This window comes from Prosthecobacter sp., assembly GCF_044222565.1.
Taxonomy (GTDB): Bacteria; Verrucomicrobiota; Verrucomicrobiia; order Verrucomicrobiales; family Verrucomicrobiaceae; genus Prosthecobacter.
This window is the reverse complement of sequence record NZ_JBGANA010000010.1, coordinates 249,805-275,454: the sequence shown is the minus strand read 5'-3', so window position 1 is coordinate 275,454 and position 25,650 is coordinate 249,805. Positions and strand designations below refer to the sequence as shown.

Genomic DNA, 25,650 nt, shown 5'->3' with positions numbered 1-25,650 from the left:
AAAAGGAGCGTGCTGTCAATTTCCCTTCCGCCCTTCCCCGCAGTTGCAAAAAGCTCCTGCCTGCGCTGGGATGCGTGGCAACAACCATGAAGCTCCTCCCTGCCCTCCTGCTCTCCACTTTCGCCGTCCTCTCGCCGCTGGCGGCGGCTGATTCCTATGACATCGTCGTGTATGGCGGCTCCTCGGGCGGCATCACGGCGGCAATACAAGCGGCCCGCATGGGAAAAACGGCGGTGCTCATTGAACCCACAAAATTTCTCGGCGGCCTGACTACTGGAGGTCTCGGCGCCACGGACATCGGCAACAAGAAAGCCATCGGCGGCATGTCGCGGGAGTTTTATGCCAATGTCTTCAAGTACTACAACGACTCCGCCAAGTGGCAGCACCAGACGCGGGAGGATTACTTTGCAAAAAAGCAGCACGGCAACACCGGCACTGAGGACACGATGTGGACCTTCGAGCCGCATGTGGCCACGGAGATCTATGACTCAATGCTCGCGGCGGTGAAGGACAAGGTCACCGTGGTGTTCAGCGAGCGCCTGGATCTGAAAAAGGGCGTGGTCAAAGACGGCACCCGGATCACAAAGATCCTCATGGAGAGCGGCCGCACCTTTGAGGGCAAGATGTTCATAGACGCCACCTATGAAGGCGACCTGATGGCCAAGGCGGGCGTGAGCTACGCCGTGGGCCGCGAGGCCAATGCCATGTATGGCGAGACCATCAACGGCATTCAGAAGGTCAAGACCATCCACCATCAGTTCATCAAGAACGTGGACCCTTACGTGAAGCCTGGCGATCCGAAGAGCGGCGTGCTGCCGGGCATTGATCCGGGCGACATCGGCGAAGACGAAACCGGCGACCGCAAGCTGCAGGCCTACAACTTCCGCATGTGCACCACCGATGTGCCGGAAAACCGCCGCGACTGGGAAAAGCCCGCCGATTATGACGAGAAGTGGTTTGAGCTGGCGCTGCGCAATGTGGAAGCCGGTGACGAGCGCATCTCCTGGGCGCCCACCTGGATGCCGAACCGCAAGACGGACACAAACAACAACTTCGCCATCAGCAGTGACTTCATCGGCCAGAATTTTGAATATCCCGATGCCGACTACGAGACTCGCGCGAAGATCTGGAAGGCGCATGAGGACTGGCAGAAGGGCCTGATGTGGACCTACGCGCACCATCCCCGCGTGCCGGAGAAAATCCGCGCCGCCTACCAGAAGCTGGGCCTGGCCAAGGATGAATTCAAAGACAACGGCAACTGGCCGCGCCAGCTCTACGTCCGCGAAGCCCGCCGCATGGTCGGCGGATATGTCATGAGCGAGAAAAACTGCAAGCGCCGCGAAATCGTGGAGGACAGCGTGGGCATGGGCGCCTACAACATGGACTCGCACAATGTGCAGCGCTACATCACCAAGGAGGGTTTTGTGCGCAATGAGGGGGACATCCAGATCGGCACCCGCCCCTACCCAATCAGCTACCGCAGCATCACACCGAAAGCGGAAGAGTGCACCAACCTCCTGGTGCCGGTGTGCCTGAGCGCCAGCCACATCGCCTACGGCAGCATCCGCATGGAGCCCGTCTTCATGGTGATGGGCCAGAGTTCGGCGACGGCGGCGGTCATAGCCATCGACTCCGGCAAGACCTTGCAGCAGATCGATTACGCCAAGCTCAAAGAAAAGATGCTGGCCGATGGCCAGGTGCTGGACTTCGAATCTCCTCCCGTGCCGGAGAACGTTTCACTGACCAAGGAAAAGCTCGGCGGCATCATCGTGGATGACAGCGAAGCCGAGCTGACGGGTTTCACCTCCGAAGGTCATACCACCCCCGGCTACGTGGGCCAGGGCTACCGCCATGATGGCGACGCCGCCAAAGGCGAGCAAAAGGCACGTTTTATTCCTGATCTTCCCGCTGCTGGAAAATACCGCGTTGCCATCACCTACACCGCACTGGCCAACCGAGCGGACAAGGTGCCCGTGATCATTCATCACGCCGGCGGCGAGGACACGGTCATTGTGAACCAGAAGAAAAAGGCGCCTGAAAAGGACGTGCTGCTGCCGCTGGGCACCTATTCTTTTGAAAAAGGAAAAGCCGGCTGGGTGGAGATCCGCAATGAAGGCACCCATGGCCATGTGATCATTGATGCGGCTCAGTGGGTGACGGAGAAGTGAGCCTGCCACTGGAACCGAATCGACCATGAGCCGGAATCACTTCCGGCCATGCTCTAAAAACTCATGGGAATCTGCGAAGCTTCCACCGCAAGCGCGGGAGGAATGACGCGGCGGAAGTCATCCAGTGACACGGGCTTGGTGAGGAAGGCATTCATGCCGCAGTCGCGGCACTCTTCCTTGACGCCCGTGAGCGCATGACCGGTCATGGCAATGATGGCCGGCTGATGCTTGAGCTGGAAGTTTCCGCGGATGCGCCGGGTGGCCTCCACCCCGCCCATCACAGGCATCTGCAGATCCATGAAGATGATGTCATAGCCGCCCTGGGCGACCATGCTCACGGCTTCCTCCCCGTTGTTGGCAATGTCCATGCGCACGTACCCCAGGCGCTGCAGCAGCATGCTGGCGATCTTCTGATTCAAAGGCTGGTCTTCCACCAGCAGAATGTGCGCCGGGTTCTGGCTCGCAAAATTGTCCGCCTCTGCCTTGGCAGCCTTGGCGATCGCGCGGTTGGTGGCCTGAGAGACCTCAATATCGTGGCCGCCCGCGGCAGCACGCGCTCCAGCATGATTGGAAATAGGCGGCGGAGGCGGCGTCTCCAAAACGGAAGGCGACTCAAACGTGGCGGCGATCTGCTGCCCCATGGGCACGACCTGTGGCTGCGGCTGGTAGTAGGAAGGCTGCGCTGAAACCTGCGGCATCATCATGGGCTGTTGCACCGGCGGAGGCATCATCTGCTGCGGCACCATCTGTGGCACCATCATCGGATGCTGCTGATTCACGGGCGTCGTTATGGGGCGGAGATTCGGCGCAGGGGATGCCATCTGAGCCGGAGTATTGGCAGACCAGGCTGGAGGCGCGGCCTGCGCAACGACGGGGGAAAGAATGACCCGGCGCGGCATGCGGTAGAGCTCTGCCATGGTGCGCAGGAGTTCCCGGCGCTTGATCGGCTTGGACAGCCGCGTATGCCGGCTGCCGGCAGGCGGACTGAAGCGCTCACGATCCAGCTTGGCGCTGGTGATGGACATGATCGTGATGATCGCGGTGCCGCGCATGGCGGCGGCGTTCAGCAGGACCACGGCCTCCTCATGACGGATACCCGTCACATCAAGGATGAACAGCCCGGCCTCTTCAATCACATCATCGAGTTCGGAGAGAGAACGGGTGCGCAGCAGCCTCACCGTCATGCCCCACTGCATGAGCGACTGGTTCAGCACCTGCTGCGTGGTGGGATGGGCGCTGTAAACGGCCACCGGCCGTCCCTTGACCACATCCATCCAGGACAGCTCTTCATCGCGTGATTCATCATCGGGGGCGACGACCAGCGGCAGCTCAAAGAAGAAGTCAGACCCCTTCCCTTCCTCGCTCACCACACTGATCTCCCCCTGCATCATTTTGATGAGCTTTTTCGAGATGGCCAGTCCCAGGCCTGTGCCGCCGTATTTGCGCGTCGTTGAGGTGTCCGCCTGGTTGAAGGCCTGGAAGAGCTGGCCAATTTTTTCCGGGGGAATGCCGATGCCGGTGTCACGCACGGAGAAATGCAGCAGGGTTTTGTCCCCCTGCGGAGTCTGCCGTGAAACCTGGCGCACCAGGATCAGGATTTCGCCCTTCTCGGTAAACTTGATGGCGTTGCCAACCAGGTTCACCAGGATTTGTTTGATGCGCTGGAAATCTCCAAGCACCTTGCGCGGCAGCGCCGAGTCAATGTGCACATTGAGCTCTATGTTTTTCTCCGCCGCCTTGTGCGAGAAGACATCGGTGGTCTCGCTGAGCAGTTTCTCGACGTCCACCGGCAGCTTCTCCATGTCCATTTTGGCGGACTCCAGCTTCGAGAAGTCGAGGATGTCATTGATGACATGCAGCAGCGATTCACCGCTGGAACGGATCATGCGGATCAGCTCTTCCTGCTCCGGATCCAGCCCCATCTCAATGAGCAGGCTGGTCGTGCCGATGATGCCGTTCATCGGCGTTCGAATCTCATGGCTCATGTTGGCCAGGAAGCTGCCTTTCGCTGCCGTGGCGGTTTCCGCCTGCCGTTTCGCGGCTTCATATTCCACCAGGAGTGTGTGCTTGCGCTGATCCTCCTCCTGCACGTGGGAGATCATGGTGTTGAACTCCTCCTGCACCAGATCCAGGTCATCGCAGCCGCGCGCTGGCACGCGGACATTGAGATTGCCCGAGCGCATGGCGCGGAATGCATCGATGAGCGCGTGCGTCTTTTTGGTGATGCGTCTGCCGATGATGTAGAAGCTGAACACCGCCAGGGCCAGTCCGGCGCACGCTCCGAGGATGGGCACCGTAAGACGCTGGGAATTGAAGAGGTGGCGCAGCTGCACCAGCGGCTGGCGCACGATGAACGCACCCGCCACATGCCCGCTGCGGGAGTACAATGGCGCGGCGCTGATGAGCCAGTGATCCCCGCCATTGATCTCGAAGTTTCGGCTGTCGCTCGTGTCATCCATCACCAGCGTGCTCCCCGCCATGACTCGATAGATCAGGTTGTCCATGTGCGCCGGAGAAGGATCGTCAATGACACAGTTCTGGCATACTGGAATGATGGCAATGGGAGGAGATTTGGCCACAGGTGGGGCTCCTATGCCGGCCGCCTCCTGACGTGGTGCCACCACCTCAACCTGCAGCCCCAGATTCTGCAACGCGGGCGGAATGTCCACCGTCTGCAGGCGCATCCGCATTCGTGTCTCATTTTCCCAGTTCAGCGACGCCACCCCGGTGATTTCGTGTTCGCTCAGCGCCTGGCGGTTCAGCTCCATCTGCCCAGCCAGCGCGACTGCGCCCAGGTAGGAGCTTTGCACAAAGCGCAGCGTGATGAACTCCTGCCAGATAAATCCGGCCGCAGTCGCCCCTGCCCCCACCAGAACGGCAAACATGCCGAGCAGAGTAAAGCGGTTGGCGATCTGGAAGTTAACCCTCATGATGCGAAGCCATTTTTGAAGGTCACCTGACCTTGTTCAGTAGAATCAGTTTCCTGAACCATGGCACGGCGCACCGCGAGACAGAGGCTTTCGAGGTTAAAGGGTTTGTGCAGGACATCCACAAAGCCAATGGCCTGGCAGAGGTCCTTCACGTCTTCCTGAAAGTAGCCGCTGCAGGCGATCACCGGCATGCGCGGATCACAGGCGCGCAGCCATTCCAGCACCTCAAATCCCGAGGCGCCGCCCGGCATGGTCAGATCCAGGATGGCCGCCGTGAAGCGCTGGCCATCCTCCAGCCCTTTCCGCACGAGTTCCAGCGCCTCCTCTCCGCTGCGCGTGGCGATGGCCTCAAACCCGTGCGCTTCCAGCACGGCTTTGCCCACGGCGAGGACGTGGGGTTCATCATCGATAAGCAGCACTCGCGCGACAGCACGCGAGGTAAATTCACGAGAGAGGAGCTGGGTTGTGTCTGACATGGCAGGGAATGGTTGAATGGTAAAATTTTCGGGCGCCTTACATGGCGGTGTAGCTCAGGCATTTGATTTCATCGAGGGAGGTGTGCCCGCCGATGACCTGCTGCAGCCCCTCCTGATAAAGGGAGCGGAATCCATTTTTGAAGGCGGCGGCCCGCATCGCGCTCAGCGGCGCGCCTTCCTCGACGAGATCACGCAGCTCGTTGTTCACCTCGCAAAGCTCCATCAGCGCCACGCGTCCGGCATATCCGGTGCCATGGCACTCGTCACAGCCGCGGGCATTGTAGATCGGCGTGGTGATCGGCTGGGTGATGACGGCCTGCTTGGCCAGCAGTTCCTGCACATCCTGCGGCGCCTGCATGGGCTGCTTGCAGTAGCTGCACAGGCGGCGCGCCAGTCGCTGGGCCTGGCTCAGCGCCAGAGAGTCCGCCAGCAGGTACTTTTCCACCCCCATGGACAGCAGTCGTGACACAGCACGCAGGGAGTCATTGGCATGCAGGGTGGTGAGCACCAGATGGCCCGTGAGCGAGGCGTTCACCGCGGCACCCGCTGTTTCAGCATCGCGCGACTCACCGATCAGGATGATGTCAGGGTCGGCACGCAGCAGGGCGCGCAGGCCATTGGCGAAGTCCAGCCCGCGGGCGTTGTTTGTCTGCGTCTGGTTGATCCCCTCGATTTCATATTCGATGGGGTCTTCGATGGTCTGGATGTTCACCCCCTCATCGTTCACACTGTTGAGCAGCGCGTAGAGCGTGGTCGTTTTACCGGAACCTGTAGGGCCCGTCACCAGCACCAGCCCCTGGTCGCGCTGCATGGTGCGCGTGAGAATGTCGATCTGCCGCTGCGAGAGATTGAAGTCCGAGAGCCGCTTCACACCATCCTGCTTGTCCAGGAAACGCATGATGACCTTCTGGAATTCACGCCTCGTGGGCACAGCCGCGACACGGACGTCCACACGACGGCGGCCGATGGAGAGCGCCATGCGCCCGTCCTGGCATTCCTGCCGGTTCTGGCTCATGCCGGCGTAGTTTTTCAGCAGCGCCACATAGCGGTTCAGCTGGCTTTCCGGCGCCGTCATGATCGTCTTCATGGTGCCGTCCATGCGCGCGCGGAAGCGCGTAAAGCTGTAGAATTTCTCCAGGTGCAAGTCAGATGCCCGGCAGCGAATCGCGGTGAACAGCGCCCACTGCACCAGCTGCTCAGGGTCGGTGTTGGGGTTCTGCGGATTGATCCGCGCCATGTCTTCGGGAGAAATTTCGACGACGCTGGCGTCATCCGCCACGGAAAGCGTGGCTCCCTCCACGGAGGCCACCGCGCTCGGGTCAAAGGTGGCGCCGGCGCGGTTGATCGCGTCTCGGATGCTCGCCAGATCCGCCAGCACCGGCACGATCTTCACCGAAGGATTGCCCATGGAGAGCCACTCGTCCTCAAAGGCATAGCAGTCCGTGCTCTCACTCAGAAGAAAGACGACCTGCTTCCCAATGTAGAGCGGGTAAACATTGTGACGCTCCAGCAGCGGTATCGGGAAAAAGTTCTGGCGTGGCGCCTCATTGGCGCTGTACACCAGCGTCCTGCATCCGCTGACTAGATGCTGCAGGGCGATGCCCATGTTGCGCTGCACCACGTTGAAATGCGTGATGCCCAGCGTCTCCGACTTGCTCTTTTGCGCTTCGTAAAATCCTTTCAGCTTGGTGATTTCAGCAGGCTCATACGGGTAGTGCTCCAGCAACCACTGGAAGGTGCCGTCCAGTCCGAGGTCTGAAAACACCTGCGGCTGCAGCTGCTCCATCGCGTTGGACTGGGAGATCGGCATCTGGCCAAACCGCTGCACCAGGTCCTTGCGGGTGTTCTGGTACTGCTCCTGGGTGACTAGCACGCGAATCGTGAGGAAATGCGGTACTCCCCACAAATCTCCGGCTCGTGGATTGTGGTGTGCCATCACCAGCAGCGGCCCAATAGTGCTCACCGGCAGCCACGGATCCGCCACGTAGGGCACGCGGCCCAGCTTGCGGATCAATCGCTCCGCGTCAGGCGAGCAGCTCTCGCGCAGCAGTGTCACCGGCAGCATCCCGTGCTGCAGGGCCAGGCCTTCGATGGATTGGATCGCCAGGATCGCTGTCTGCCTTGCCTCGACTATCGTGTTTGGCGGATTACTCGCAGCACCAAAGGATTTTGGTGCTGGCGGGTTCGTCGGGATCTGGAGGAGGGCAGACATGGGGGTGAGGCGTGCCAGAATCAGCGTCCGGCCGTTTGGAAGTTCGGCGGGAAAACAAATGCCGTGGTGAAGTCCGTACCTTCGAAATTTATGAGAATGCCTGAACCGCTTGTTCCAGGGGAGAGCAGCTCAAACATCTTCCCCGTCCAGCGCAGTCGGTGCAGCGAAGTATCGCTGGAGGAGATGGGATTGTACCGCGGATCGACAAAAGGCGAGCCGACCGTCGCGCGGTTCACATTGGGATCCCGGTATTGCAACGTACGCAGGATGACCATCTCGTCCGCCAGTGAGCCGCTGCTTGCGTCAAACTGCAGTTCATAGTTCTGCTGGGCAAAGCGATGCACCGCCTGGTTGAGCATTTCCTTCCGCTCCGCCGCCAGGGCGTCTTTGGATCCATCAAGGAATTGATTGAAGGACCCCACCGTCAGGGAGGCCATCACACCCATGATCGAAATCACAATCACCAGCTCGGTCACAGAATATCCGCCCTCCCTGCCAGACTTCAGGCAGGTGGCTTGCAGCAAACGAATTCTCCTGTGAGTGGAGTGGTTCATGCCATGAGTGGGTCAGTAGTAAATGATTCCGGTCGGGCTGTTCAGCGCGACCTTGGTCATGGAGGTGATTGAAGGGGCAAAAGTGATCGTGTAGCCAGATGGCAGGTAGGCCGTCAGCGTGGTCTCAGAAAAGCTCAGGTAGGGGCGCAGAAGGGCATACTTTGAGTCGGAGGATGATGCGGCAGCCCAGTCCAGCGCCGCCTGCGTCCGTCCCCGGACCTGCATGAAGCTCGCCTGCGCCAGGTTCAGCGCCTCCGCACGCGCGATGGCGAGATTGCGCTCACTGTCACCGCGCATGCGTGTGACGGAGGGGATCGCCATGAAGGCGATGATGCCGATGATCGACACGCAGGCCATCATCTCCACCAGCGAAAAGGCGCGGATGAATGATTGTCGTTGGGGCTGTGTGGCGTTCATGGAGGAGTGGTAAAAGTGTCTGCGCCTATTGATTGGCGAGGTTCACACGTGGAAAATCACCGCTCTGCCAGTCGGGCAGCGTGAGGTACTGCTGCGCATTGCTCAAAGCGGTGGTTAAAAGCTGATTGGCGTTGGTGGTGTTGTCCAAAAAGTGATCCGCTGTGGTTTGGTCCAGGAATCCTGCGCGCAAAGTGGGGTCCGGCGATGACGCATTGGGAACCAGGAGATTGAAGCGCGCGAGGCTGCTCGGTAGCGCGTTGTAGGCAGTGCGCACGCTTTCAAGACTGCGAAACTGAGCCGTGGTGCCCACCCGGGTCTGGGCCATCACGTAGGCGGTGAGCGCGCTCTGCACAGACGCCTGCTGCTGCCGGGCCATCACACGATGCGCATCCCGCGAGGCATTGGAGATGGCGGCCACCACGAGAGAAGACATGATGCCGATGATGGCAATCGTGAAGATCGCCTCGACAAAGCTGAATCCTTTTTGTTTCTGCTGTTGAACCTTCGTTTTCATAACCAGCGCTGCCTCGTTCCCTGTCGCAAAAAAACCGCCGGGGAGTCACCTCCCCGGCGGACGTGAATCGTCCGAAACTGAGTTCAATCCCCAGCGCCGGGCGCGTCAGCACCAGTATTAGTAGGTGCCTGGATCGTACTTCACCTGCTTGTTGGTGGCGTCCCAGCTCAGGTAGCTGGCGACCTTGGTTTCTTCAGTGTCGTTGATCGGGCCGGAGGTGAACAGCTTGCCGGAGAAGGCACCCGTGGCAGGCGTCACGCCAGTCTGGGCCTTGGCAAGGAGGTTCGTGCTGTCCCAGCCAGTGGTGTCAACGCCAGCAGCGATGGCGGCGTTAAGCACGGAGGAGACGGTCTGAGCATTGCGCTTGGCGGCAGCGTCTTTGGCGCTGTCGTTCAGGTTGCCGATGTTCGGGATCGCGATTGCGGCGATGATGCCGATGATGGCGATCACGACGAGCATTTCAACAAGGCTGAAGCCAGACTTGCGGGAGGTGTTGAGCTTGATGTTTTTCATAGTGTTGTTGTGTGTTTTGGCTGTTGGTGTTGCTTCGAGTTGTTCAGCTTGTGGAACCGTTCAATCTCGAATTATTGTATTTATACTCAGTGTTGAAGATTGATTCAACATAAATTTTATAATTCTCACAAATTTCTCACAATTACCATATTGGCCCCTCCCATTTCGCCTTTTATGCTGCCCCCTGTTTTTCTCCCTTTTTCCCTAGGCAAGGGAGCTTTGTTCGCTCTCGAATTAAGGACGCATTTTTCCTGCTCTGCCTGTCCCATGAGATTTTCGCCACTTTTCGCCCTTCTCCTCTTTTTCTCCCCCTTTTATGGTGTGGAAGCCGAAATTTTGCCCACATCCCCTGTCCTTCCGGCAGAAATTCACGAAATCGCCCCCGGAGACGTCCAACGCCAGTTGGTGGACCACCCCGACACCTTGATCGTGGACGTGAGGACCGAAGATGAGCGCCGGTCACGGGGCCACGTTCTGAATTCCCTGCATTTCGATTACTTTCACCGCCAGGAAACCTTTGATGCGCTGTCCAAGCTGGACCACGCAAAGCCCTGCATCATCTATTGTGCCATCGGCGGACGCGCCCAGTTGATCGCCGTGGAAATGCACAAGCTTGGCTTCAAGAACATCCTGCTGCTCAGGGGTGGCTTCAATGCCTGGACCGCGAGCGGTCAGGCCGTGGCAAGGTGACGACGTGGGCAGGGAGAGCTACGCTTCCTGCTTTCTGATCTCCAGCTTCTCTCCGCAGCGCATCACCTGATACGGCTGCTGGAGCCGCTCACAGGCATTCACAAATTCAGCGGGAGATTCCGTGTTGAACTCAAACATGTCGTAATGGCAAGGCACGACGAGCCGGGCGCCTCCGGCTTTGGCCAGCGCGGCAGCCTCCGTGCCGTTGAGGTTTCCAGCCACCCGCCGTTCGGGTTTGTTCCCATTGATGGGCAGCAGCATCAGATCGCAGGGATGTTCACGCACCACTTTGAGGATATCTTCGTGCCAGAGCGTGTCTCCGCTGTGGTAGAGGGTAAACGGGCCGCATTTCACCAGGTAGCCCGTGTAGTGGCAGTCGCCCTGCGCATCCCGCAGCACCTCGTTGTGCTTCGCGATCACGCCGTGCAGTTCCCAGTCATTCTCGACATACACATCATGGTCCCCGATTCCGCAGAGGGTCACATCGGCATCTCCCAGACGCTTCTGGGCCTCATCCATGATGGGATGGGGCAGATAGAGGCGAAAGCCGGGGTTGGCCGCCGCCAGTGGCAGCAAAGTAGCGCCATCCAGATGATCCGTATGCACGTGGCTGGCCGTGATCCGGCTGATTCCCGTGAGCCGTCCGGGATCAATGCAGCGCTCCGTCATGCGCACGTGTGGCTTGTCAGTGGCCGCGTACTTGTCTGTCAATGAATCCGAGAGATAGGGATCAAACAGCAGGCGCTCCCCTGCCCACTGCACCAGAAACCCGCTCTGCCCCAGCCACCAGACATGCAGCACGTCTTTCGCCCTTGAGGCTGCCGCAATGTCCGCCAGGAGGGCGTCGTCTTTTTGTAACGCTGAAATCATGCTCCAAATTGGATCGCTGCGATTTTCTCCGCCATGTCATGGCTGGCACAGAAGACCAGCTCCGCCGCCGCAGCACGTGACATCCGCGCATGCAGCGCCACCACGCGTCCCCGGCTGAGACCGTCCACAAACGCCTGCACCGGCCGATGCAGGGGATCGATGTTCCGTATGACCACCGTCGTGTCAGGAGAGAGCAGCGCACTGCGCCAGTGGGCGGGCTGCAGCACATTGGAGCCTACCAGCAGCCACGCCGGCGTATCTGCCAGGAGCGGCGCCGCCCCCATGCTGCGTGCGTAGGCCGTCGAGCCCGCAGCGGTGGCCACCAGCGCCCCATCGCACACCAGCTTGGGGATGCGGGGCACATTGTTCACGGTGATCTCCAGCCAGGCCGACTGGCTGGTGGCGCGCTCCAGCCAAGCGTCATTGAAGCCATGCGCCGCATGCCGCCGGCCCTCCTCGTCCTCAAATTCAAGGAACAGCATTGGCATCTGGCGGAAGATGACGTCACTCGGAGGAAACGAATGCGCCTGCACCTGCTCCGGCGCATTCAGCAGGAAGCCGAGATGCCCTGCATTGATGCCAAAAAAAGGCAGCCTCGCACGCCAGTGCTCACGAATGCTGCGCAGCATGGCGCCGTCCCCCCCGATCACGCTGATGAACTCCGCATCCTGCATGGCCACATGCTTCCCATCCACAGCGATGCTTAAGTCACGCACCTTCGGGATGGCCGTGTCCGCCTGGAGAAAAAACGGCGCGCCCTCCAGCGTCCCTCGCGCCCAGTTCCCAGGCACCGGCGCACGGTACAGACCGTAGCGCGCCATGTAGGCCTGCGCGCGCGGCGGCACCAGGCCTCCCACAGGCTCTCCCCGGCTTAAAGAATCGCGGATTTCCGTGCTGGAGCCTTCCACCAGCAGCTCAACGATTTGCACGTGCGGCGGCAGGTCTGCGTCACTCAGTACATAGCCCGGCCGTTTGAGCACGGCAAAGTTGGCCTGCTGCCAGAGCTCCACTCCGTGTTTCCACGTGCGCTGGATGAGAGACTCACCCCGGGCCCCTCCCACCAGCAAGTCCGCCCCCACCACGTGCCAGACCTCTCCCAGCGGCGCAAAGCGCGTCTGAAGCTCATGGTTCCGCGTGAAGGTATCCTGCTCAAAGTCCGAGAGGTCCACCGTCACGCCGGCCAGCCCGCCAAACACGATGTCCGCCAGAGCCGCACGATACACCGCCGGCACATTCTCGGTGGTGGGCTTGTCCGGGCGCGGCCCGCAGGGGATCACCCGCACCTCATCAAATTCCTGCGCCAGCCTCACAGCGATGGCAGCATGGTGGTTTCCCGGCGGATTGAAGCTGCCTCCAAAAATGGCGATGCGCTTTGGCATGCCGCACCGTGCCAGCGGTCCAAACGAGTGCAAGCAGCCAGAACCGTTCCTTTAAACCGATTCGAAGCTCATCACGAAATCAAATGCCTGCCACAGAGTCAGCGGGCCTTGCTGTGCCGCACATGCATGAGCGCCGCCGCCTGCATGAACTTGCTGGCCGCAGGCGTGTTGGTGTGTCCCGCGAGGATGTCGTTGTGGATCGCCTTGGGAATCGTCAGCGCGTTGTAGGCCGCGTACACGCTTGTCGGCGGGCAGGTGGTGTCGATGAATCCCACCGTCACCACCGCTCCCCGACACTTGGCACGGACGGCAAAGTTGACGTTGTCAAAGTAACGCGAGGCTTGCAGCGCTGCGGGGTTTGGTTTGCCGTCAGCGCCATTGGGGACGATTTTGGGCCAGCCGCTGATCCGGTTGGCCTGGCTGCCGGTGTGGTCACAGCCTGCAGGAACGCCCGCACAAATGTAGGAAACACGCGCGTCCAGACCGGCCGCAGCAAAGGCCTGAAACCCTCCCTGGCTGGAACCATAGACGATGAGCGTCTTCCCATCCCACTCCGGCTGCGTGGTGAGGAAATCGATCGCACGGATCAGCCGCAGAAACATGCCTTTGAAGTAAATCTTCTCGCGGTCCTGCACGCCTTCGCTGCGGTAGTCCTTCAATTCACCCGCCGCCAAAGCATCATAGAATTCCTTCGGCTTTCCATTGGGCAGGCCGTGGGCATTGATGTCCAGGGACAGCATGCCGCCTTCCTGGAGCGCCCAGGAAACGCTGCCCAGATTGGAACTGCGCACGCCAGCGCCATGCACGTGCAGGATCGCAGGAAGGGACTTTGCCCTGGCATTCACCGGTTTGCCAAAATACCCGCTCACCGGCTTGCCCAGGCAGTCGATCTGCACGTCAAAGGCCTCCACACCTTTGGGAGCCCCGGTCGTGACAGCGGTGAGCGTTGCTTTCGCGGGAACTTGCGCCAGCGCGGCTTTCTGTGCATTCCAGAACGCATCAAAATCTTCAGGCACCGGCATGCTGGGCTTGAGCAGCAGCGGATCGTAACCAGCACCTGCCATCGTCGAGGCCTTGTCGCTCGTGGCGCGCAACAGAAGGAAGCCGGGTTCGTCCAGCTTGCCGATGATCGTCGCCTTGCCGTTCTTGATGTTCAGCGTCTGCGGCGGCTGGGGCTGCACTCCGTCTTTGGAAAGCACGCATACCACCCTGCCCTCTGGCAGCGGTTTGCCATCCTGCTGCGCCTCAATGGTGAAGGTCGCAGTCTCACCAGTTTTGTACAAGGCATCCGGATGATCCGTGCTGGCCTTGAGCGTGAGCACCGGAGCTGGTGCGGCTGTCTGCGCGCGCAGGCTGAGGGCGGCGAGAACGAAAAGGGAGGAAACCAGGGGCAATTTCATGCGAGCGATGATCGAACAGAGCGCGCTCTGAATCAATCTTCATTCAACGGAGTGACATCTCCCTTGATCGTGCCGGAGTTGTTCTCCATTCTGCCACACCCCCATGCCTACAAAACGCGGATGCCTGAAACTGCTTCTGCTGCTCGTCCTTGCCGGCGCGCTGCTGGCTTGGCTTGGCGGCGAGATTTACTTCAACCTGAACAGCAACCTCGTGGCTGTCAGCGTGCGGGATTCCAAGCAGCCGCTGCAGATCCTCACCAAGCGCGGCGAATGGAAACCGGCCTCCGCTCTGACGGCTGGAGACATGGAGGCGGCGCTCATCGAGCGCCACCGCGAGACGGGCATGCGCTGGGCCACACTCAAAGTGAGGCGTGAGGGCGGCGCCCTCGCCAACATCACCCAGCGCATTTTCGGAGCTGAAGTTCAGGTCGTCACCCTGTCCGCGGACCGCTTTGACTTCATGACCACCTTCCAGCCAAAGTTTGCCCTGACCACCGCCCGCGAGCGCATGGCTGAAGGGAACCTGTGGTTTGCCATCACCGCTAATTTTCGCGACCCCAAAGGCCGGCCCATGGGCTGGGTGTATCACGAGGGCCGCCAGGTGAATCAACCCTTCGGCGACTGGAGCGGCTGCTTCTTCGTTAAAGACGGCCGTCCCTGGTGCGGGCCGAAATCGCTGCTCAATGACATTCCTGGCCTCATCCAGGAGGGCTGCCAGGTCTATCCCTCCGTGATGAAGAACCACACCACCTTTTCCTACGTGGAAAAGGATCCCGAGCTGTTTTTTGAAGGAAAGCGGATCAGCTACCGCTCCCTCGCCGGCATGCGTCAGGACGGCACCATCGTCTTCGTCCTCTCAGGTGATGGCGGTGTCATGAACGTCAGCGAAGTCACCGAGATCGCCCGGAAACTGGATGTGCAGCACGCCACCCTCCTCGATGGCGGCCGCGCTCTGCAATACTCCATCCGCACCGACGACGGCCCCTGGCACTTCCACGCCTTCAACACCGAACTCCCTCTGACGCACAAGTGGTTCGAACGCCAGCGCTCACCCGTTTACATCGGGGTGAGAAGGAAGGCGCCGGTGATCGTGGAGAGCAAGTGAGCGAGACTCACTTCTTGAGCTGCTTCTGCCAGTCCGGGTGCTCCTGCTTGTACCGCTGAAAGGCTTCGTGCTCTTCTCTGACAATCTTGCCGTCCTTGTTCGTGTCAATGAAGGGAAACAGCCACTCCCAGCCGGGCTTGGCTTCGTTCCAGGCTTCCTTGGACTCCCACTCGCCAGCCTCCACGGCACCCGCCTTGGGCCGCACATTGGGACCGGTCCATTGCAGGATTTGACCGCGCTCCAGCAGGCGTTTGCGCAATTTTTCCACATCGATCTGCTGCACAGGCACGGAGGCATGGATCGACTGTGCAGCGGCGACGCCTGAGGACTCTCCCATGACGCAAAACACCGGCTCCATGCGGGCGGAGGCGTAGGCGATGTAGCTGGCTGAGAAACAGACCGGCACGAGAAGATTGGTGCAGGAGTCCGCCTTCGGCGTGAGCGCCCGGTAGGGAATGGGATAGGGATGACCGGTGCCGTGGGAGCCGCCCACAAACATGTTGCCCTCCGTTGCCACGCCCATCTGCCCGGTGCCAGGGTCTGCCACGGCATAACGACGCACGGGATAGATGTCCACTCCATAGAGCGCCAGGCCGACGCTGTCCTCCACCTGCGTCTGATTCCATACGTCCGCCAGAGTCAGTACATAGGGGCCCTGCATGCGGCGGGTGATGCGTACGTAGAGCTGATTGGGCCAGCCTTCGGTGTCGGCATGCATGGTTTTATCCAGGCCAAGGGCTGCGGTCTCTGCGCGGAACTTTTCCGGCACGCGCGGGTCCGTGCTCAAGAAGTGGTGCAGGCCGCTCAGGTAATCCTTGTGCTGCCTCCACACGCGCGATCTTGCCTCCCAATTCCCATCCTGATAGTAACGGCTGACGCCCAGGGGCGCGATGGTGACGAGAGATTCACGCTTGTAGTTGTACTCGCCGCTGTTCAGCCAGCCGGGGAAGATTTCGCGCAGGCGCTTGAGCAGCTTTGCCTCTCCGCCATCCGTCGTGCGCACGAGATGCTCCACGTAGCGTCCTACCACTTCGAAGTTTTTCGGGTCATAACCCGCTGGTTTTTCAAAGGGGACGCTCTTCTCCGCATCGCGCGTCACGTAAAAGCGGTAGTTGTAGGCCTGGGTGTAATCATCCGCCGCGCCTTTGGGAAGGCCATGATCTGCATCCACCATCGGCAGCATGCCACTCTTTGCATCTCCTTGCACAACATAGGGGTCGATGGGGGTCCAGTTCGTCGTAGGGCCAACGCCTGCAAGTTCTTCATTGAAGACCTCCTTGCCTTCACGACCGACGGCATAGGGCACGGAGGCTGCAGCCATGACATCACCCTCATAGCTGGCGTCAATGAAAACCTTGGCTTCGATCACTGCGGCATCGGCCTGAGTTGCCCTTGGTGCGGGGACACCGTTTTTGTCGGGTGGCGCCAGTTCGAGAACGAGTTTGGTGATGGCCGTCCCCGTTTTTTCCACCTTTTGAACCCGGTGCTCGAAGACCACAGGAATCTTCTCCTCCTCCAGCCATGCGGCAAAGGCCTGGCGGATCACGTCAGGCCTGTTCCCCAGTTTGAAAACTCGACTGGTCGTGAGACCGCCCACCGCCTGCGGGGCGGCACAGTCCTGCATGGGCTTGATGCCAGCGCCAAGAATGCCGCCGACCCAGCGGCTGGGCTCCACGACGAGCACCGAACAGCCCTCCTGATGGGCCGTGATTGCTGCGACGATGCCTGCGGGTGTCGCGCCATAAACGCACACGTCCACCTTTTGAGATTCGGCGTGCAAGGAGTGGAAAGCCAGCAGGGCCGATAGGAGAATGAAACGAATCATACACTTATCTGGGCGCAGGCTGCGTGTCTGTCATGCAGCTTCTTGCGGCAAAGAAGAGGGACAGGTTAGATGAGGGTGCTGGAGGTGGCGTGGCCGCTGAACGACAGGCATGAGTGCCTATCGTACTTCATGGCAGGCTGCTCAGTTCCAATGTTTTGCTACGACGGTTCCAGGCCTTGGTGAGTTCTGCGACGAGATGTTCCAGCCGGTCGAGTTCATGCACGGGCAGGCGCAGCAGCGGCACGCCGGTGGAGGCAAACAATTGGTTTACAAAGATATCGCGCTTTTTGGCTTCGGCCCGATCGTGACTCGGGTCGTCCAGTTCGATGCCGAGCATGGGCATCCAGTCATCGGGCCGGCAGATGAGAAAATCGACGTGCTTCTGGCTGATCATCTGGAAGGCGCCGTTCGTTTTCTCGTGTTGAAACACATCCGCCAGCCGGGGCTTGACCTGAATGTGACAGCGCTCCTGTGTGATCTGGAGCAGGCAGGCATGAAACTTGGCCTCCGTGGGAGTTAAGAGAGGCTTGGCCGTATAGTCATACGGCATGGCCACACGCATCTCGGGATCGGGGGCGATAAGCTTCATGGATAAGGAGAGGTTATTATGGTATTTATAACCATCTCCTCACCCATCACAAGCAGAGTCCTCACCCTCACCCGCCAAATGAACTCGACGGCACGCCTTGGGCACCAGTGCGGCAGACGAAGAGACGGCCAGCGAGGGGTTCGAGGAAGCCGGGCTTTTTGCCGGTGGTGATGTAGAGGTCTCGCAGATCAGGGCCGCCGAAGGCACAAGCGGTGGTTTCGACGCAGGGGAAGTCGATCTGGGCTTCCACTTTCTTTGTGGAGGGATCGAAGCAGACGACCTTGGCACCGTGGCAGAAGGCGATCCAGAGGCGGTCTTCGCTGTCGATGGTCATGCCGTCGGGGGAGGAGGGATCGGCGCTGGTATCCCAGATGACGCGCTCATTGGTGATGGCGCTGGTGGCGTTGTCGTAGTCGAAGGCGCGAACCTTTTTGCTGGGGGTGTCGATGTAGAACATCGTGTCTGCAGCGCGGTTCCAGATGATGCCGTTGGAGTTGGTGACGGGGCCGAACTTCTTTTCGACGCGGAGGTCGGTGTGGAGGCAGTAAAGGGAGGCATCGGGGCGCTTCTGGAGGCAAATGGTGCCGGCCCAGAGGCGGCCGGCGGGGTCGCACTTGCCGTCATTGAAGCGGTTGTCGGGGAGGTTGGGCTCGGGATCGGCGATGGGGGTGCTGAGGCCGGTGGCTTCGTCGAGGAAGTAGAAGCCGTTGTCGCCGGCCCAAACGAGGCCGCCGCTGGCGCGGGGGACGACGGTGCCGACGCGCTGGCCGACGTCCCAGATCTTTTCTGCGCCGGTGGAGGGGGTGAAGGAGATGATCTTATAGGTCTCAATATCAACGTACAAGAGGCGGTCGCCGTGCCAGATGGGGCCTTCGCCCCATTCGGAGACGTGGTTGGAGATGAGTTCGGGGGTCATGGGGGGGGAAGAGGGCGTTTGGGGAGGGTGATGAAGGCCTCGGCGAGGTAGTGAGGGATGAGGGGCTGGGCGATGAGGGCGGCGAGTTCGTCGGGGGGGAGAGATTGGACGATTTTGGCGAGCTTGGCGGCGTCTGGTTTGGCGATTTGGACGGGCAGATTGAGCGGCGCTTTGGGATCAGTTGTGTACCATATTCCGCAATCGGAGGCCTTTTTTTGGGCGATTTCGGCGGAGATGATTTCGAGGTCGGGGAGCAGTCTGCCGTTTTCGACCCGGGCGAGGTAGAAACTCTGGCGGCGGGCATCGCCGATGATTTGGTAGGTGGCGGGGGTGTCGAGGTCCAGGCCAGCTAAGGAGCACCAGGCGGCGCACCAGATGTTGCGGGAGAGGGCGATCCCCTGGGCGGCGGCAATGGCGATGCGGACCCCGGTGTAGGAGCCGGGGCCGTTGCCAATGACGATGCCGGTGAGGTGATTGCCGGCTGCTGCAAGGGCTTCTTTCAGCGGTGCGAAGACCTGGGCATTGTGGGAGCGCTCGGACTGGAAGGAGGATTGATAGAGCACGTCATCTCCATGCACGACGGCGATGGAGCCGTGGGCGGTGGAGAGGTCGAGGGCGAGGAGCATGCGGGGGAATGACGAATGACAGAATGTCGAATGACGAAGGGACTAGAGTTTTTAGGACTTAGCGGATTCGGTGACGGTGCGCGAATTATCTTGTGTGGTCTCTATATGGAACCAGCGGGTGTGGGGAGGGAGGAGGTCGGGGAAGAGGTCGGCCCATTCGACGATGATGACGCCGGGTTCGGTGAGGAATTCGTCCCAGCCGATGCCGAGGACTTCGGCGGCGGTGTCCATGCGGTAGAAGTCGAAGTGGAAGATGGGAAGGCGGCCGTCGAGGTACTCGTGAACAAGGGTGAAGGTGGGGCTGGTGACGGCGGCGTTTGAGTGCATGCCGGCGACGATGCCACGGGTGATCTGGGTTTTGCCGGCGCCGAGGGTACCGCAGAGGGCGATGACATCGCCGGCAGAGAGGGTCTGCGCGAGGTGGGTGCCCCAGGCGAGGGCGTCTTCGGCGGTGTGAAGGGTGATCATGAGCGCCAGGGGTTTGCAAATAAAGCCCAGTTCTCTTTGATCAAGGCATAGGCATACAGTGATGGCAGCAGGCTAAGCATCAATCCACATGCTTTGGCAGCCATGGGACCCCGGCGAAGTGCTGCGATGACTGGCAGCAGGCTAAAACCAAGCAACAGGGCAATGAGGAGGGCTTCGTCGCGATTATAGTAATCTGTGACCCCAAAGGACTTAGCCGCCAGCAGTATGCCAACGACTTGCAGAATCAAACTGACCGAAAGCTGTGCTACATGATTTTCCAGTTTCATGACATCATCCATCAGCACTGAGGGCGAAGTGGTCCCAGCCGGTGCTTTCGAAGTCGGGGGGGCGGCCTTCGCCGGGGGGGACGAGCTTGCCGATGATGGTGAGGGGGAGCTTGGGGAAGGCGGCCTGCCATTTGGCCTTGAGAGACTTCACGCTGCGGGGATTGACGGCGAGGAGGAGTTCGTAGTCTTCGCCATCGCCCCAGGCCTGGTCGAAGGTGCAGCCGGGGCTGCAGGGCAAGGAGGCGACATTGACTTGATAGTGGGTGCCGCTGGCGAGGGCGAGGCGGGGGAGGTCTTTGGCGAGGCCGTCGCTGATGTCCATCATGGCATGGGGATGGGCGTTTTCAGAGAGCCAGCGGCCTTCTTCAAGGCGGGGCTGGAATTTGAGGTGCTTGCCGTGGATGGAGCCACCGAGGCGACCGGTGACGAGGATGACATCGCCTGCTTTGCCTTCGCTGCGGGAGAGCCAGCGCTTGGAGGGGACGGTGCCGCTCATGGAGATGGAGAGCATGAGGACGAGGCCGCGGGAGGTCTCGCCACCGACGATGTTGATGCCGTACTCTTTGGCGATGGCACGCATGCCGCGGTAGATCTCCGAGAGGAACTCGACCTGCATGCTGGGCGGGGCGACGAGGGTGACCATGGCGTGGCGCGGGGTGCCGCCCATGGCGGCGAAGTCGCTGACGACGCGGGCGATGGCTTTGCGGCCGATGAGCTTGGGCGGGGTCTCGAGGGTGAAGTGGACGTCCTGCACGAGGGCGTCGGTTTTGAGGAGGGTGTGCTCGTCCTTGGAGCCGCGGACGACGGCGCAGTCATCCCCTGCCCCGGCGATGACGTCGCTATCGAGCTTCACGCCGCGCATGAGTTTGCGGATGAGTTTGTCTTCTCCGATGTCGGCTAATGTCGGCATGATTGGGAGGGCCTACGGAATACGCGGAACATACGGAAACAAGACTCCATGAGATCTGAACTGATGGCGTATGCTGCGAAGGGAGGATGCGTCACGAGTGATGAAGCAAGCTGAGGGAAATGAGAGCGCCGGGAGTGTGGCGGGCGCGGCAAAGGTGTGGCGGAGCTTCGTGGCAGACGCTGCTGGTGGCCGCTGGATGTGGCGGGGTGCTGGGTTTGCTTCCCGGCGTGGTGGCTGAAACCCAGGGTCGCCTCGCCCAGGCTCGGCTGACCCTGGGCTATGTTACGCAGCCCCGTTGGGGCTGGTGTTAGGCGACGGCATGTCGCTGCGAAGAGAGCGGGTTTTTGCCGACTCCACGCTGAGAGAAGAACATGAGAACGCCAGGATTTGTGGACCGGGGCAAGGATGCTAACGCCTGAGCGGGCAGGAATTTTCCGCAGCCCCGTTGGGGCTGGTGTTAGGCGGTGTGATGTTGCCAAGAGAGCGGGTCTTTGCGGACGACACGCGGGGTGGCGAGCGCGAGAACGTCGAGGCTTGAGGGTGCGGGTGTGTGCGCTGAAGCCTGAAGGGCCGGACATGAAGCCAGATTGACGAAGACTGAGGGGATGCCTTGAGCTGGCTGCTATCTCCAGCTGCGTTTGGAAGTCCTGCGTCATGGCTACTGTTTCACGATGACGTTGGTGCCGTCGAAGTGGAGGAGGCGGTTTTTGAGGCCGCGGAGGGCTTGTTTGTGGATGTAAATTTCGGTGCCGCCGATGGGGTGACGGTGCTCGGTGGCGGCCTGGGCGCCGCTGATCCAGGTGAGCTGGCACCACTCCTGGCCGCTGAGATCGCCCTGAGAGCAACGGACGTAGTCGAGGTGGAGGACTTCTCCGGGATGGCCGATGGCTTCGCTGGCGTGCTTCGAGGCCAGGTAGTCTGCGAAGTCCTGAGAATAAATCAGGCCGTTGCGGAGGCGATGAAGGACCATGGACATCTAAGAAAGGATGAAGGAGGAATGATGAAGGACGAAGGACTGAGGGGGGCGCAAGGTGCGCCGGGGGATTGGTGCAATAGGGGCGCTGGGTCCCGGATTCCGGCTGAAGCCGGTACTACAATACAGCGCTGGGTTCGTCGATGGCTTTGGCTTTGAGGGGTACCTTCGGTCGCTGCTTGTGCTGGGGACTGAAAGCGACAAAGCGCGGGACGGGCAGGCCGTTCCGCGCTTTGTGAAGAGACGTAGCGTCAGGAAGCGAGGAATCAGCCGAGGGCGGCGGTGTAGTTGGCGGCGACGGCGGTCCAGTTCACGGCGTTCCACCAGGCAGCGAGGTAGTCGGGGCGCTTGTTCTGGTACTTGAGGTAGTAGGCGTGCTCCCAGACGTCGCAGCCGAGGATGGGGGTGCCGGAGCCGTCCATGAGGGGGTTGTCCTGATTGGGGGTGGAGGTGATGGCGAGCTTGCCGTCCTTGACGTTGAGCCAGACCCAGCCGGAGCCGAAACGACCGACGCCTGCTTTGCCGAAGGCTTCCTTGAAGGCATCGAAGCTGCCGAAGGCGGCGGTGATGGCGTCAGCGAGAGCACCGGTGGGTGCGCCGCCGGCGTTGGGGCCCATGATGTTCCAGAAGAGGGTGTGGTTGTAGTGACCGCCGCCGTTGTTGCGGATGGGGGCCTGGATGTCTGCAGGGATCTTGGAGATGTTTTTGCAGAGGTCTTCGATGGACATCGCTTCCAGGTCGGCCTTGCCGGCAAGGGCGTTGTTCAGATTGGTGACGTAGGCGTTATGATGCTTGCCGTGATGGATTTCCATCGTCTGTTTGTCGATGGTGGGCTCAAGCGCGTCGGTGGCGTACGGCAGGGGGGGGAGGGTGTGGGCCATGGTGTTGGGGTGGGTTGATTGAGGTTCTTGGGGTAAGTAGAGGGAATACGGGCGCGGGCAAGAGGAAGGTTGTGGCGAGTTAGGGGGGGGAGGCTCGTTGCTGGATGGTGGAATCTGGATGCTGGATCCTAGATGCTTGAGGCTGGAGCGAGGGCGAGGTCTGGGATGTCACTGATGATGACCGCGCGAGATTGGAGGACAGCAGAAAGCAGGGGTGATATTGGGGTATGCGGTTTTTTGGGCTTCTGCGGTTTCCCTGGTTACGGCTCTTGAAGGTGGTGGGGATTGGGGGAGTCAGGGATGACGCGAGCCGCACAGAGGACTGTGCGGACCACTTTGGGGCGGGACAATTCGGGGAACGGCGAAAAAGGGGGTGCGGGAGGGACGTTCGTATGGCACTGCCCATTCTTATTCTTTCATGAAACATGCTTTGATCTTCCGTGTCGTTCTTGGTCTGATTTTGAGCTCGTGCCTGTCTTCGTGCGGGATGGCGTTTCGGTCGGAGTGGAAGAAGGCGCCGGTGACGAGCGGAGTGGAGGGCAAGTGGCAGGGGACCTGGCTGAGTGATGAGAACGGGCACCATGGGGAGCTGCGGTGTGTGGTGGCAGCGCCAATCAGCCGCAAGCTCGCGGTGCAGAAGTTCTTTTATCATGCCACTTGGAAGACCATCCTCAGCGGCAGCTACGAGGCCATGCACACCGTCCAGAAGCAAAAAGACGGGACCTATACCTTCAAAGGGGAGCACAAGATGCCGGACTGGGCGGGGGGGCTGTATCACTATGAAGGAACGATCAAGGGGGATGAGTTCAAGGCGAACTACAAGTGCGCGATGGACCACGGCACGTACGTGATGAAACGGGTGCGGTGAGCAACCATGCGGGCGGGTGCGGGTTCATCCTGCGTCACGCAGTGCTTGTGACATCTAATACATGAAGTGGTTCCATAGTTTTCGCGCCAAGCTGATCCTAACGGTGTTTCCGGTGGTGGCGGGGATCACCATTGCGACGCTGGTGCTGGCGGAGGTGAAATTTATGGAGTCGTACCGGAAGCTGTTTGAGGAGCAGTTTGACTCACAGATTGGGAATTATTCCGCGGCGAAAAAGAAGCGGACGGAGGCGCTGTCGAAGGTGCTGGACAAGGTGGCGAAGGAGCCGGAGCTGCTGGAGGCGATTTCGAAGAAGGAGTATGCAGCGGCGGCGAAGAGGCTGAGCATGAATTTGGAAGGCCTCTCGAGCGAGCGCCTTTTCAGCGACCTGCCGGGTCCGCTGCGGCCCAGCGGGGCGCCACCACATCTGGCACAAGGGGTCATGGCGCGCCTGCGCGTGGGCGAAGATGACAACAAGGATAACGACAAAGAGAAAGATAAGGACAAGGACAAAGAGCGGCCGGGACTGCGGCAGGGGTTTTCACAGCTGCAGGTGAAGATCGACCTCATCGATCCGGAGGGGAACTTTGTGACTTCGCCGAAGAAATACGGGCAGGGCGGACGAGGGATGCTGCCGCCGCCGAAAGGACGGGAAATGCCGACGAGCGCGGAGTTTCGCCGCCGGTCCGGAAAGCTGCCCTGGCTGGGGGATCGGAAGCTGGAGGATGTGCTCAAAGACCAGGAGGTGGGGTATCAGCGGATCGAATATGGAGAGGACAGCCGCAATGAGCAGGTGCAGGAGGTGTACATCACCCCGCTGCGAGATCCGGAGTCGGGCAAGTTTCTTGGAGCGTTTTTGTTTGGCCTGCCGCTGCAGGTGCTGGCAGAAAAGGTGCTGTATGAGCAGACGAAGCATTCGGACCTGGGGGAGATCATGAGCGGGGTGTGGGTGGAGGAGGGACTGGTGAGCACGACGATCCCGAAGGAAGAACGCGAGATCGTGGCGGCGCACATCGCGGACTCGATCCACCACACGCATAAGACGCAGCGGGGCATGACGGTGTCGATTCACGGAGAGCGGCACCAGATTTACTACCGAGTGCTCAATCCAGGGTCCCCTTTCCCGCTGGCGGCGCAGGTGAACCTGTACCCGCTGGCAGCGATGGACACAGAGCTGGCGGATCTGCGGTGGGATGTGGGTGTGCTGGGGGTGGTGTCTCTGCTGATCGCCCTGATCGCGGTGCTGTACATTTCACGCGGTTTGTCAGGACCGATCCGGGAAATCGTGAGCGGGACGCACCAGATTGAGCAGGGGAACTTTGATGTGCGGGTACCGGTGCGAAGCCAGAATGAGCTGGGCAAGCTGGCAGCTTCTTTCAACGAGATGGCGGCGGGACTGGCGCTGCAGGAGAAATACCGGAGCGTGCTGAATGCGGTGGCAGACCGGACGGTGGCGGAGCAGCTGATCACGCAAAGTGGAACGCTAGGCGGGGAGCTGCGGCATGTGACAATGCTGTTCTGCGACATCCGCGGCTTTACAGCACTGACGGAGAACATGCCGCCGGCGGATGTGATCGACCTCTTGAATGAGCACATGACGGCGCTGACGGAAGTGGCCTATCAGCACGGGGGGATCGTGGACAAGTTTGTGGGGGATCTGATCATGGTGCTGTTTGGAGCGCCGCAGAGCACCGGCGAGGATGCAGTGAAGGCGGTGCAGTGCGCGCTGAGCATGCTGCAAGTGCGGAAGAAGCTGAACGAGACCTCCAAGCATTCGCTGGAGGTGGGCATCGGCCTGGCGACGGGATCGGTGGTGGCGGGGTGCATGGGGTCTGACCAGCGACTGAGCTACACGGTGCTGGGGCACCGGGTGAACCTGGCGTCAAGGCTGTGCAGCATCGCGCAGGCGGGGGAGATCATTATGGACGCGGAGACGTATGAGGACTCGAAGGATTTTATCAACGCGGAGCCGATTCCGCCGATGCAGCTGAAGGGTATTTCGGAGGCGGTGCATCCGTGGAGGGTGGTGGGGTAGATGCTGGATGCTGGATGCTGGGGCGCGGTCAGGACATGGGTAACACT

24 protein-coding genes are annotated in these 25,650 nt (G+C 60.5%); 5 read left to right on the top strand and 19 right to left on the bottom strand.

Annotated elements, in window-relative coordinates; all coding sequences use genetic code 11:
• The first annotated feature begins 86 nt into the window (after window positions 1–86).
• Complete coding sequence (locus ACILSR_RS16860) at window positions 87–2,168, top strand: FAD-dependent oxidoreductase (RefSeq protein WP_395750959.1); 2,082 nt, start codon at window positions 87–89, stop codon at window positions 2,166–2,168.
• A gap of 53 nt (window positions 2,169–2,221) precedes the next feature.
• Here ACILSR_RS16860 and ACILSR_RS16855 read toward each other — a convergent pair whose 3' ends face one another.
• The 7 genes from ACILSR_RS16855 to ACILSR_RS16825 form a co-directional block, all read right to left on the bottom strand.
• Window positions 2,222–5,098, bottom strand: a complete 2,877-nt coding sequence (locus ACILSR_RS16855) for an ATP-binding protein (RefSeq protein ID WP_395750958.1) — start codon at window positions 5,096–5,098, stop codon at window positions 2,222–2,224.
• Window positions 5,095–5,574 (bottom strand): response regulator, encoded by a 480-nt coding sequence (locus ACILSR_RS16850; RefSeq protein ID WP_395750957.1) that lies wholly within the window; start codon window positions 5,572–5,574, stop codon window positions 5,095–5,097. The genes ACILSR_RS16855 and ACILSR_RS16850 overlap by 4 nt, the downstream gene beginning before the upstream one ends.
• A 37-nt stretch (window positions 5,575–5,611) precedes the next feature.
• Window positions 5,612–7,786, bottom strand: coding sequence for a GspE/PulE family protein (locus ACILSR_RS16845; RefSeq protein ID WP_395750956.1), 2,175 nt, complete (start codon window positions 7,784–7,786; stop codon window positions 5,612–5,614).
• A gap of 20 nt (window positions 7,787–7,806) precedes the next feature.
• Window positions 7,807–8,340, bottom strand: a complete 534-nt coding sequence (locus tag ACILSR_RS16840; protein WP_395750955.1) for a type II secretion system protein — start codon at window positions 8,338–8,340, stop codon at window positions 7,807–7,809.
• A gap of 12 nt (window positions 8,341–8,352) precedes the next feature.
• Window positions 8,353–8,757 carry a type IV pilin protein gene (locus ACILSR_RS16835; RefSeq protein WP_395750954.1) on the bottom strand — a complete coding sequence of 135 codons (405 nt, stop codon included), beginning with the start codon at window positions 8,755–8,757 and terminating at the stop codon, window positions 8,353–8,355.
• A 25-nt stretch (window positions 8,758–8,782) separates the two neighbouring features.
• Entirely contained in the window at window positions 8,783–9,271 is a 489-nt protein-coding gene (locus ACILSR_RS16830; RefSeq protein WP_395750953.1) for a type II secretion system protein, read from the bottom strand.
• A gap of 117 nt (window positions 9,272–9,388) precedes the next feature.
• Complete coding sequence (locus ACILSR_RS16825) at window positions 9,389–9,784, bottom strand: prepilin-type N-terminal cleavage/methylation domain-containing protein (protein ID WP_395750952.1); 396 nt, start codon at window positions 9,782–9,784, stop codon at window positions 9,389–9,391.
• A 267-nt stretch (window positions 9,785–10,051) separates the two neighbouring features.
• Here ACILSR_RS16825 and ACILSR_RS16820 point away from each other — a divergent pair, with 267 nt between their 5' ends.
• A complete protein-coding gene (locus tag ACILSR_RS16820) occupies window positions 10,052–10,474 on the top strand; it encodes a rhodanese-like domain-containing protein (RefSeq protein ID WP_395750951.1) in 423 nt (140 codons plus the stop codon).
• A gap of 18 nt (window positions 10,475–10,492) precedes the next feature.
• Here the strand turns inward: ACILSR_RS16820 and ACILSR_RS16815 are convergent, their stop codons facing one another.
• The 3 genes from ACILSR_RS16815 to ACILSR_RS16805 all read right to left on the bottom strand — a co-directional run bounded on the left by ACILSR_RS16815 (window position 10,493) and on the right by ACILSR_RS16805 (window position 14,123).
• Window positions 10,493–11,344: an MBL fold metallo-hydrolase gene (locus ACILSR_RS16815; protein ID WP_395750950.1), complete on the bottom strand. Its 852-nt coding sequence runs from the start codon at window positions 11,342–11,344 to the stop codon at window positions 10,493–10,495.
• On the bottom strand, window positions 11,341–12,723 hold the full coding sequence (locus tag ACILSR_RS16810; RefSeq protein ID WP_395750949.1) for an NAD(+)/NADH kinase: 1,383 nt from the start codon (window positions 12,721–12,723) through the stop codon (window positions 11,341–11,343). The genes ACILSR_RS16815 and ACILSR_RS16810 overlap by 4 nt, the downstream gene beginning before the upstream one ends.
• A 98-nt stretch (window positions 12,724–12,821) precedes the next feature.
• Window positions 12,822–14,123 carry an acetylxylan esterase gene (locus ACILSR_RS16805; protein ID WP_395750948.1) on the bottom strand — a complete coding sequence of 434 codons (1,302 nt, stop codon included), beginning with the start codon at window positions 14,121–14,123 and terminating at the stop codon, window positions 12,822–12,824.
• 103 nt (window positions 14,124–14,226) lie between these two features.
• Here ACILSR_RS16805 and ACILSR_RS16800 point away from each other — a divergent pair, with 103 nt between their 5' ends.
• Window positions 14,227–15,228: a phosphodiester glycosidase family protein gene (locus ACILSR_RS16800; protein WP_395750947.1), complete on the top strand. Its 1,002-nt coding sequence runs from the start codon at window positions 14,227–14,229 to the stop codon at window positions 15,226–15,228.
• A 7-nt stretch (window positions 15,229–15,235) separates the two neighbouring features.
• Here the strand turns inward: ACILSR_RS16800 and ACILSR_RS16795 are convergent, their stop codons facing one another.
• From ACILSR_RS16795 to ACILSR_RS16755, 9 genes are all read right to left on the bottom strand, one after another.
• Window positions 15,236–17,008, bottom strand: a complete 1,773-nt coding sequence (locus tag ACILSR_RS16795) for an FAD-dependent oxidoreductase (RefSeq protein WP_395750946.1) — start codon at window positions 17,006–17,008, stop codon at window positions 15,236–15,238.
• A 172-nt stretch (window positions 17,009–17,180) separates the two neighbouring features.
• The gene (locus tag ACILSR_RS16790) at window positions 17,181–17,642 is read right to left on the bottom strand and encodes a DUF2726 domain-containing protein (protein WP_395750945.1); all 462 of its coding nucleotides are present in this window, start codon (window positions 17,640–17,642) and stop codon (window positions 17,181–17,183) included.
• 67 nt (window positions 17,643–17,709) lie between these two features.
• The gene (locus ACILSR_RS16785) at window positions 17,710–18,558 is read right to left on the bottom strand and encodes an SMP-30/gluconolactonase/LRE family protein (protein WP_395750944.1); all 849 of its coding nucleotides are present in this window, start codon (window positions 18,556–18,558) and stop codon (window positions 17,710–17,712) included.
• A complete protein-coding gene (gene tsaB, locus ACILSR_RS16780) occupies window positions 18,555–19,184 on the bottom strand; it encodes a tRNA (adenosine(37)-N6)-threonylcarbamoyltransferase complex dimerization subunit type 1 TsaB (RefSeq protein WP_395750943.1) in 630 nt (209 codons plus the stop codon). Before tsaB ends, ACILSR_RS16785 begins: the two co-directional genes overlap by 4 nt.
• A 51-nt stretch (window positions 19,185–19,235) precedes the next feature.
• Window positions 19,236–19,652: a tRNA (adenosine(37)-N6)-threonylcarbamoyltransferase complex ATPase subunit type 1 TsaE gene (tsaE, locus tag ACILSR_RS16775; protein WP_395750942.1), complete on the bottom strand. Its 417-nt coding sequence runs from the start codon at window positions 19,650–19,652 to the stop codon at window positions 19,236–19,238.
• Complete coding sequence (locus ACILSR_RS16770) at window positions 19,649–19,939, bottom strand: hypothetical protein (protein WP_395750941.1); 291 nt, start codon at window positions 19,937–19,939, stop codon at window positions 19,649–19,651. The genes tsaE and ACILSR_RS16770 overlap by 4 nt, the downstream gene beginning before the upstream one ends.
• 4 nt (window positions 19,940–19,943) lie before the next feature.
• On the bottom strand, window positions 19,944–20,849 hold the full coding sequence (locus ACILSR_RS16765) for a thiamine-monophosphate kinase (protein ID WP_395750940.1): 906 nt from the start codon (window positions 20,847–20,849) through the stop codon (window positions 19,944–19,946).
• Between the two features lie 658 nt (window positions 20,850–21,507).
• Complete coding sequence (locus ACILSR_RS16760; RefSeq protein ID WP_395750939.1) at window positions 21,508–21,819, bottom strand: hypothetical protein; 312 nt, start codon at window positions 21,817–21,819, stop codon at window positions 21,508–21,510.
• Window positions 21,820–22,088: 269 nt separating this feature from the next.
• Window positions 22,089–22,703, bottom strand: a complete 615-nt coding sequence (locus ACILSR_RS16755; protein ID WP_395750938.1) for a superoxide dismutase — start codon at window positions 22,701–22,703, stop codon at window positions 22,089–22,091.
• 418 nt (window positions 22,704–23,121) lie between these two features.
• On the opposite strand from ACILSR_RS16755, the gene ACILSR_RS16750 reads away from it, so the two are divergent.
• Window positions 23,122–23,571: a hypothetical protein gene (locus tag ACILSR_RS16750; RefSeq protein ID WP_395750937.1), complete on the top strand. Its 450-nt coding sequence runs from the start codon at window positions 23,122–23,124 to the stop codon at window positions 23,569–23,571.
• A gap of 61 nt (window positions 23,572–23,632) precedes the next feature.
• Window positions 23,633–25,603 (top strand): adenylate/guanylate cyclase domain-containing protein, encoded by a 1,971-nt coding sequence (locus ACILSR_RS16745; protein ID WP_395750936.1) that lies wholly within the window; start codon window positions 23,633–23,635, stop codon window positions 25,601–25,603.
• Window positions 25,604–25,650: the final 47 nt, after the last annotated feature.

Excerpts from the sequence above, each read along its gene's own strand:
- ACILSR_RS16860 (WP_395750959.1), top strand. The coding sequence starts at position 87 with ATGAAGCTCCTCCCTGCCCTCCTGCTCTCCACTTTCGCCGTCCTCTCG.
- ACILSR_RS16855 (WP_395750958.1), bottom strand. The coding sequence starts at position 5,098 with ATGAGGGTTAACTTCCAGATCGCCAACCGCTTTACTCTGCTCGGCATG.
- ACILSR_RS16850 (WP_395750957.1), bottom strand. The coding sequence starts at position 5,574 with ATGTCAGACACAACCCAGCTCCTCTCTCGTGAATTTACCTCGCGTGCT.
- ACILSR_RS16845 (WP_395750956.1), bottom strand. The coding sequence starts at position 7,786 with ATGTCTGCCCTCCTCCAGATCCCGACGAACCCGCCAGCACCAAAATCC.
- ACILSR_RS16840 (WP_395750955.1), bottom strand. The coding sequence starts at position 8,340 with ATGAACCACTCCACTCACAGGAGAATTCGTTTGCTGCAAGCCACCTGC.
- ACILSR_RS16835 (WP_395750954.1), bottom strand. The coding sequence starts at position 8,757 with ATGAACGCCACACAGCCCCAACGACAATCATTCATCCGCGCCTTTTCG.
- ACILSR_RS16830 (WP_395750953.1), bottom strand. The coding sequence starts at position 9,271 with ATGAAAACGAAGGTTCAACAGCAGAAACAAAAAGGATTCAGCTTTGTC.
- ACILSR_RS16825 (WP_395750952.1), bottom strand. The coding sequence starts at position 9,784 with ATGAAAAACATCAAGCTCAACACCTCCCGCAAGTCTGGCTTCAGCCTT.
- ACILSR_RS16820 (WP_395750951.1), top strand. The coding sequence starts at position 10,052 with ATGAGATTTTCGCCACTTTTCGCCCTTCTCCTCTTTTTCTCCCCCTTT.
- ACILSR_RS16815 (WP_395750950.1), bottom strand. The coding sequence starts at position 11,344 with ATGATTTCAGCGTTACAAAAAGACGACGCCCTCCTGGCGGACATTGCG.
- ACILSR_RS16810 (WP_395750949.1), bottom strand. The coding sequence starts at position 12,723 with ATGCCAAAGCGCATCGCCATTTTTGGAGGCAGCTTCAATCCGCCGGGA.
- ACILSR_RS16805 (WP_395750948.1), bottom strand. The coding sequence starts at position 14,123 with ATGAAATTGCCCCTGGTTTCCTCCCTTTTCGTTCTCGCCGCCCTCAGC.
- ACILSR_RS16800 (WP_395750947.1), top strand. The coding sequence starts at position 14,227 with ATGCCTACAAAACGCGGATGCCTGAAACTGCTTCTGCTGCTCGTCCTT.
- ACILSR_RS16790 (WP_395750945.1), bottom strand. The coding sequence starts at position 17,642 with ATGAAGCTTATCGCCCCCGATCCCGAGATGCGTGTGGCCATGCCGTAT.
- ACILSR_RS16785 (WP_395750944.1), bottom strand. The coding sequence starts at position 18,558 with ATGACCCCCGAACTCATCTCCAACCACGTCTCCGAATGGGGCGAAGGC.
- tsaB (WP_395750943.1), bottom strand. The coding sequence starts at position 19,184 with ATGCTCCTCGCCCTCGACCTCTCCACCGCCCACGGCTCCATCGCCGTC.
- tsaE (WP_395750942.1), bottom strand. The coding sequence starts at position 19,652 with ATGATCACCCTTCACACCGCCGAAGACGCCCTCGCCTGGGGCACCCAC.
- ACILSR_RS16770 (WP_395750941.1), bottom strand. The coding sequence starts at position 19,939 with ATGAAACTGGAAAATCATGTAGCACAGCTTTCGGTCAGTTTGATTCTG.
- ACILSR_RS16765 (WP_395750940.1), bottom strand. The coding sequence starts at position 20,849 with ATGCCGACATTAGCCGACATCGGAGAAGACAAACTCATCCGCAAACTC.
- ACILSR_RS16760 (WP_395750939.1), bottom strand. The coding sequence starts at position 21,819 with ATGGTCCTTCATCGCCTCCGCAACGGCCTGATTTATTCTCAGGACTTC.
- ACILSR_RS16755 (WP_395750938.1), bottom strand. The coding sequence starts at position 22,703 with ATGGCCCACACCCTCCCCCCCCTGCCGTACGCCACCGACGCGCTTGAG.
- ACILSR_RS16750 (WP_395750937.1), top strand. The coding sequence starts at position 23,122 with ATGAAACATGCTTTGATCTTCCGTGTCGTTCTTGGTCTGATTTTGAGC.
- ACILSR_RS16745 (WP_395750936.1), top strand. The coding sequence starts at position 23,633 with ATGAAGTGGTTCCATAGTTTTCGCGCCAAGCTGATCCTAACGGTGTTT.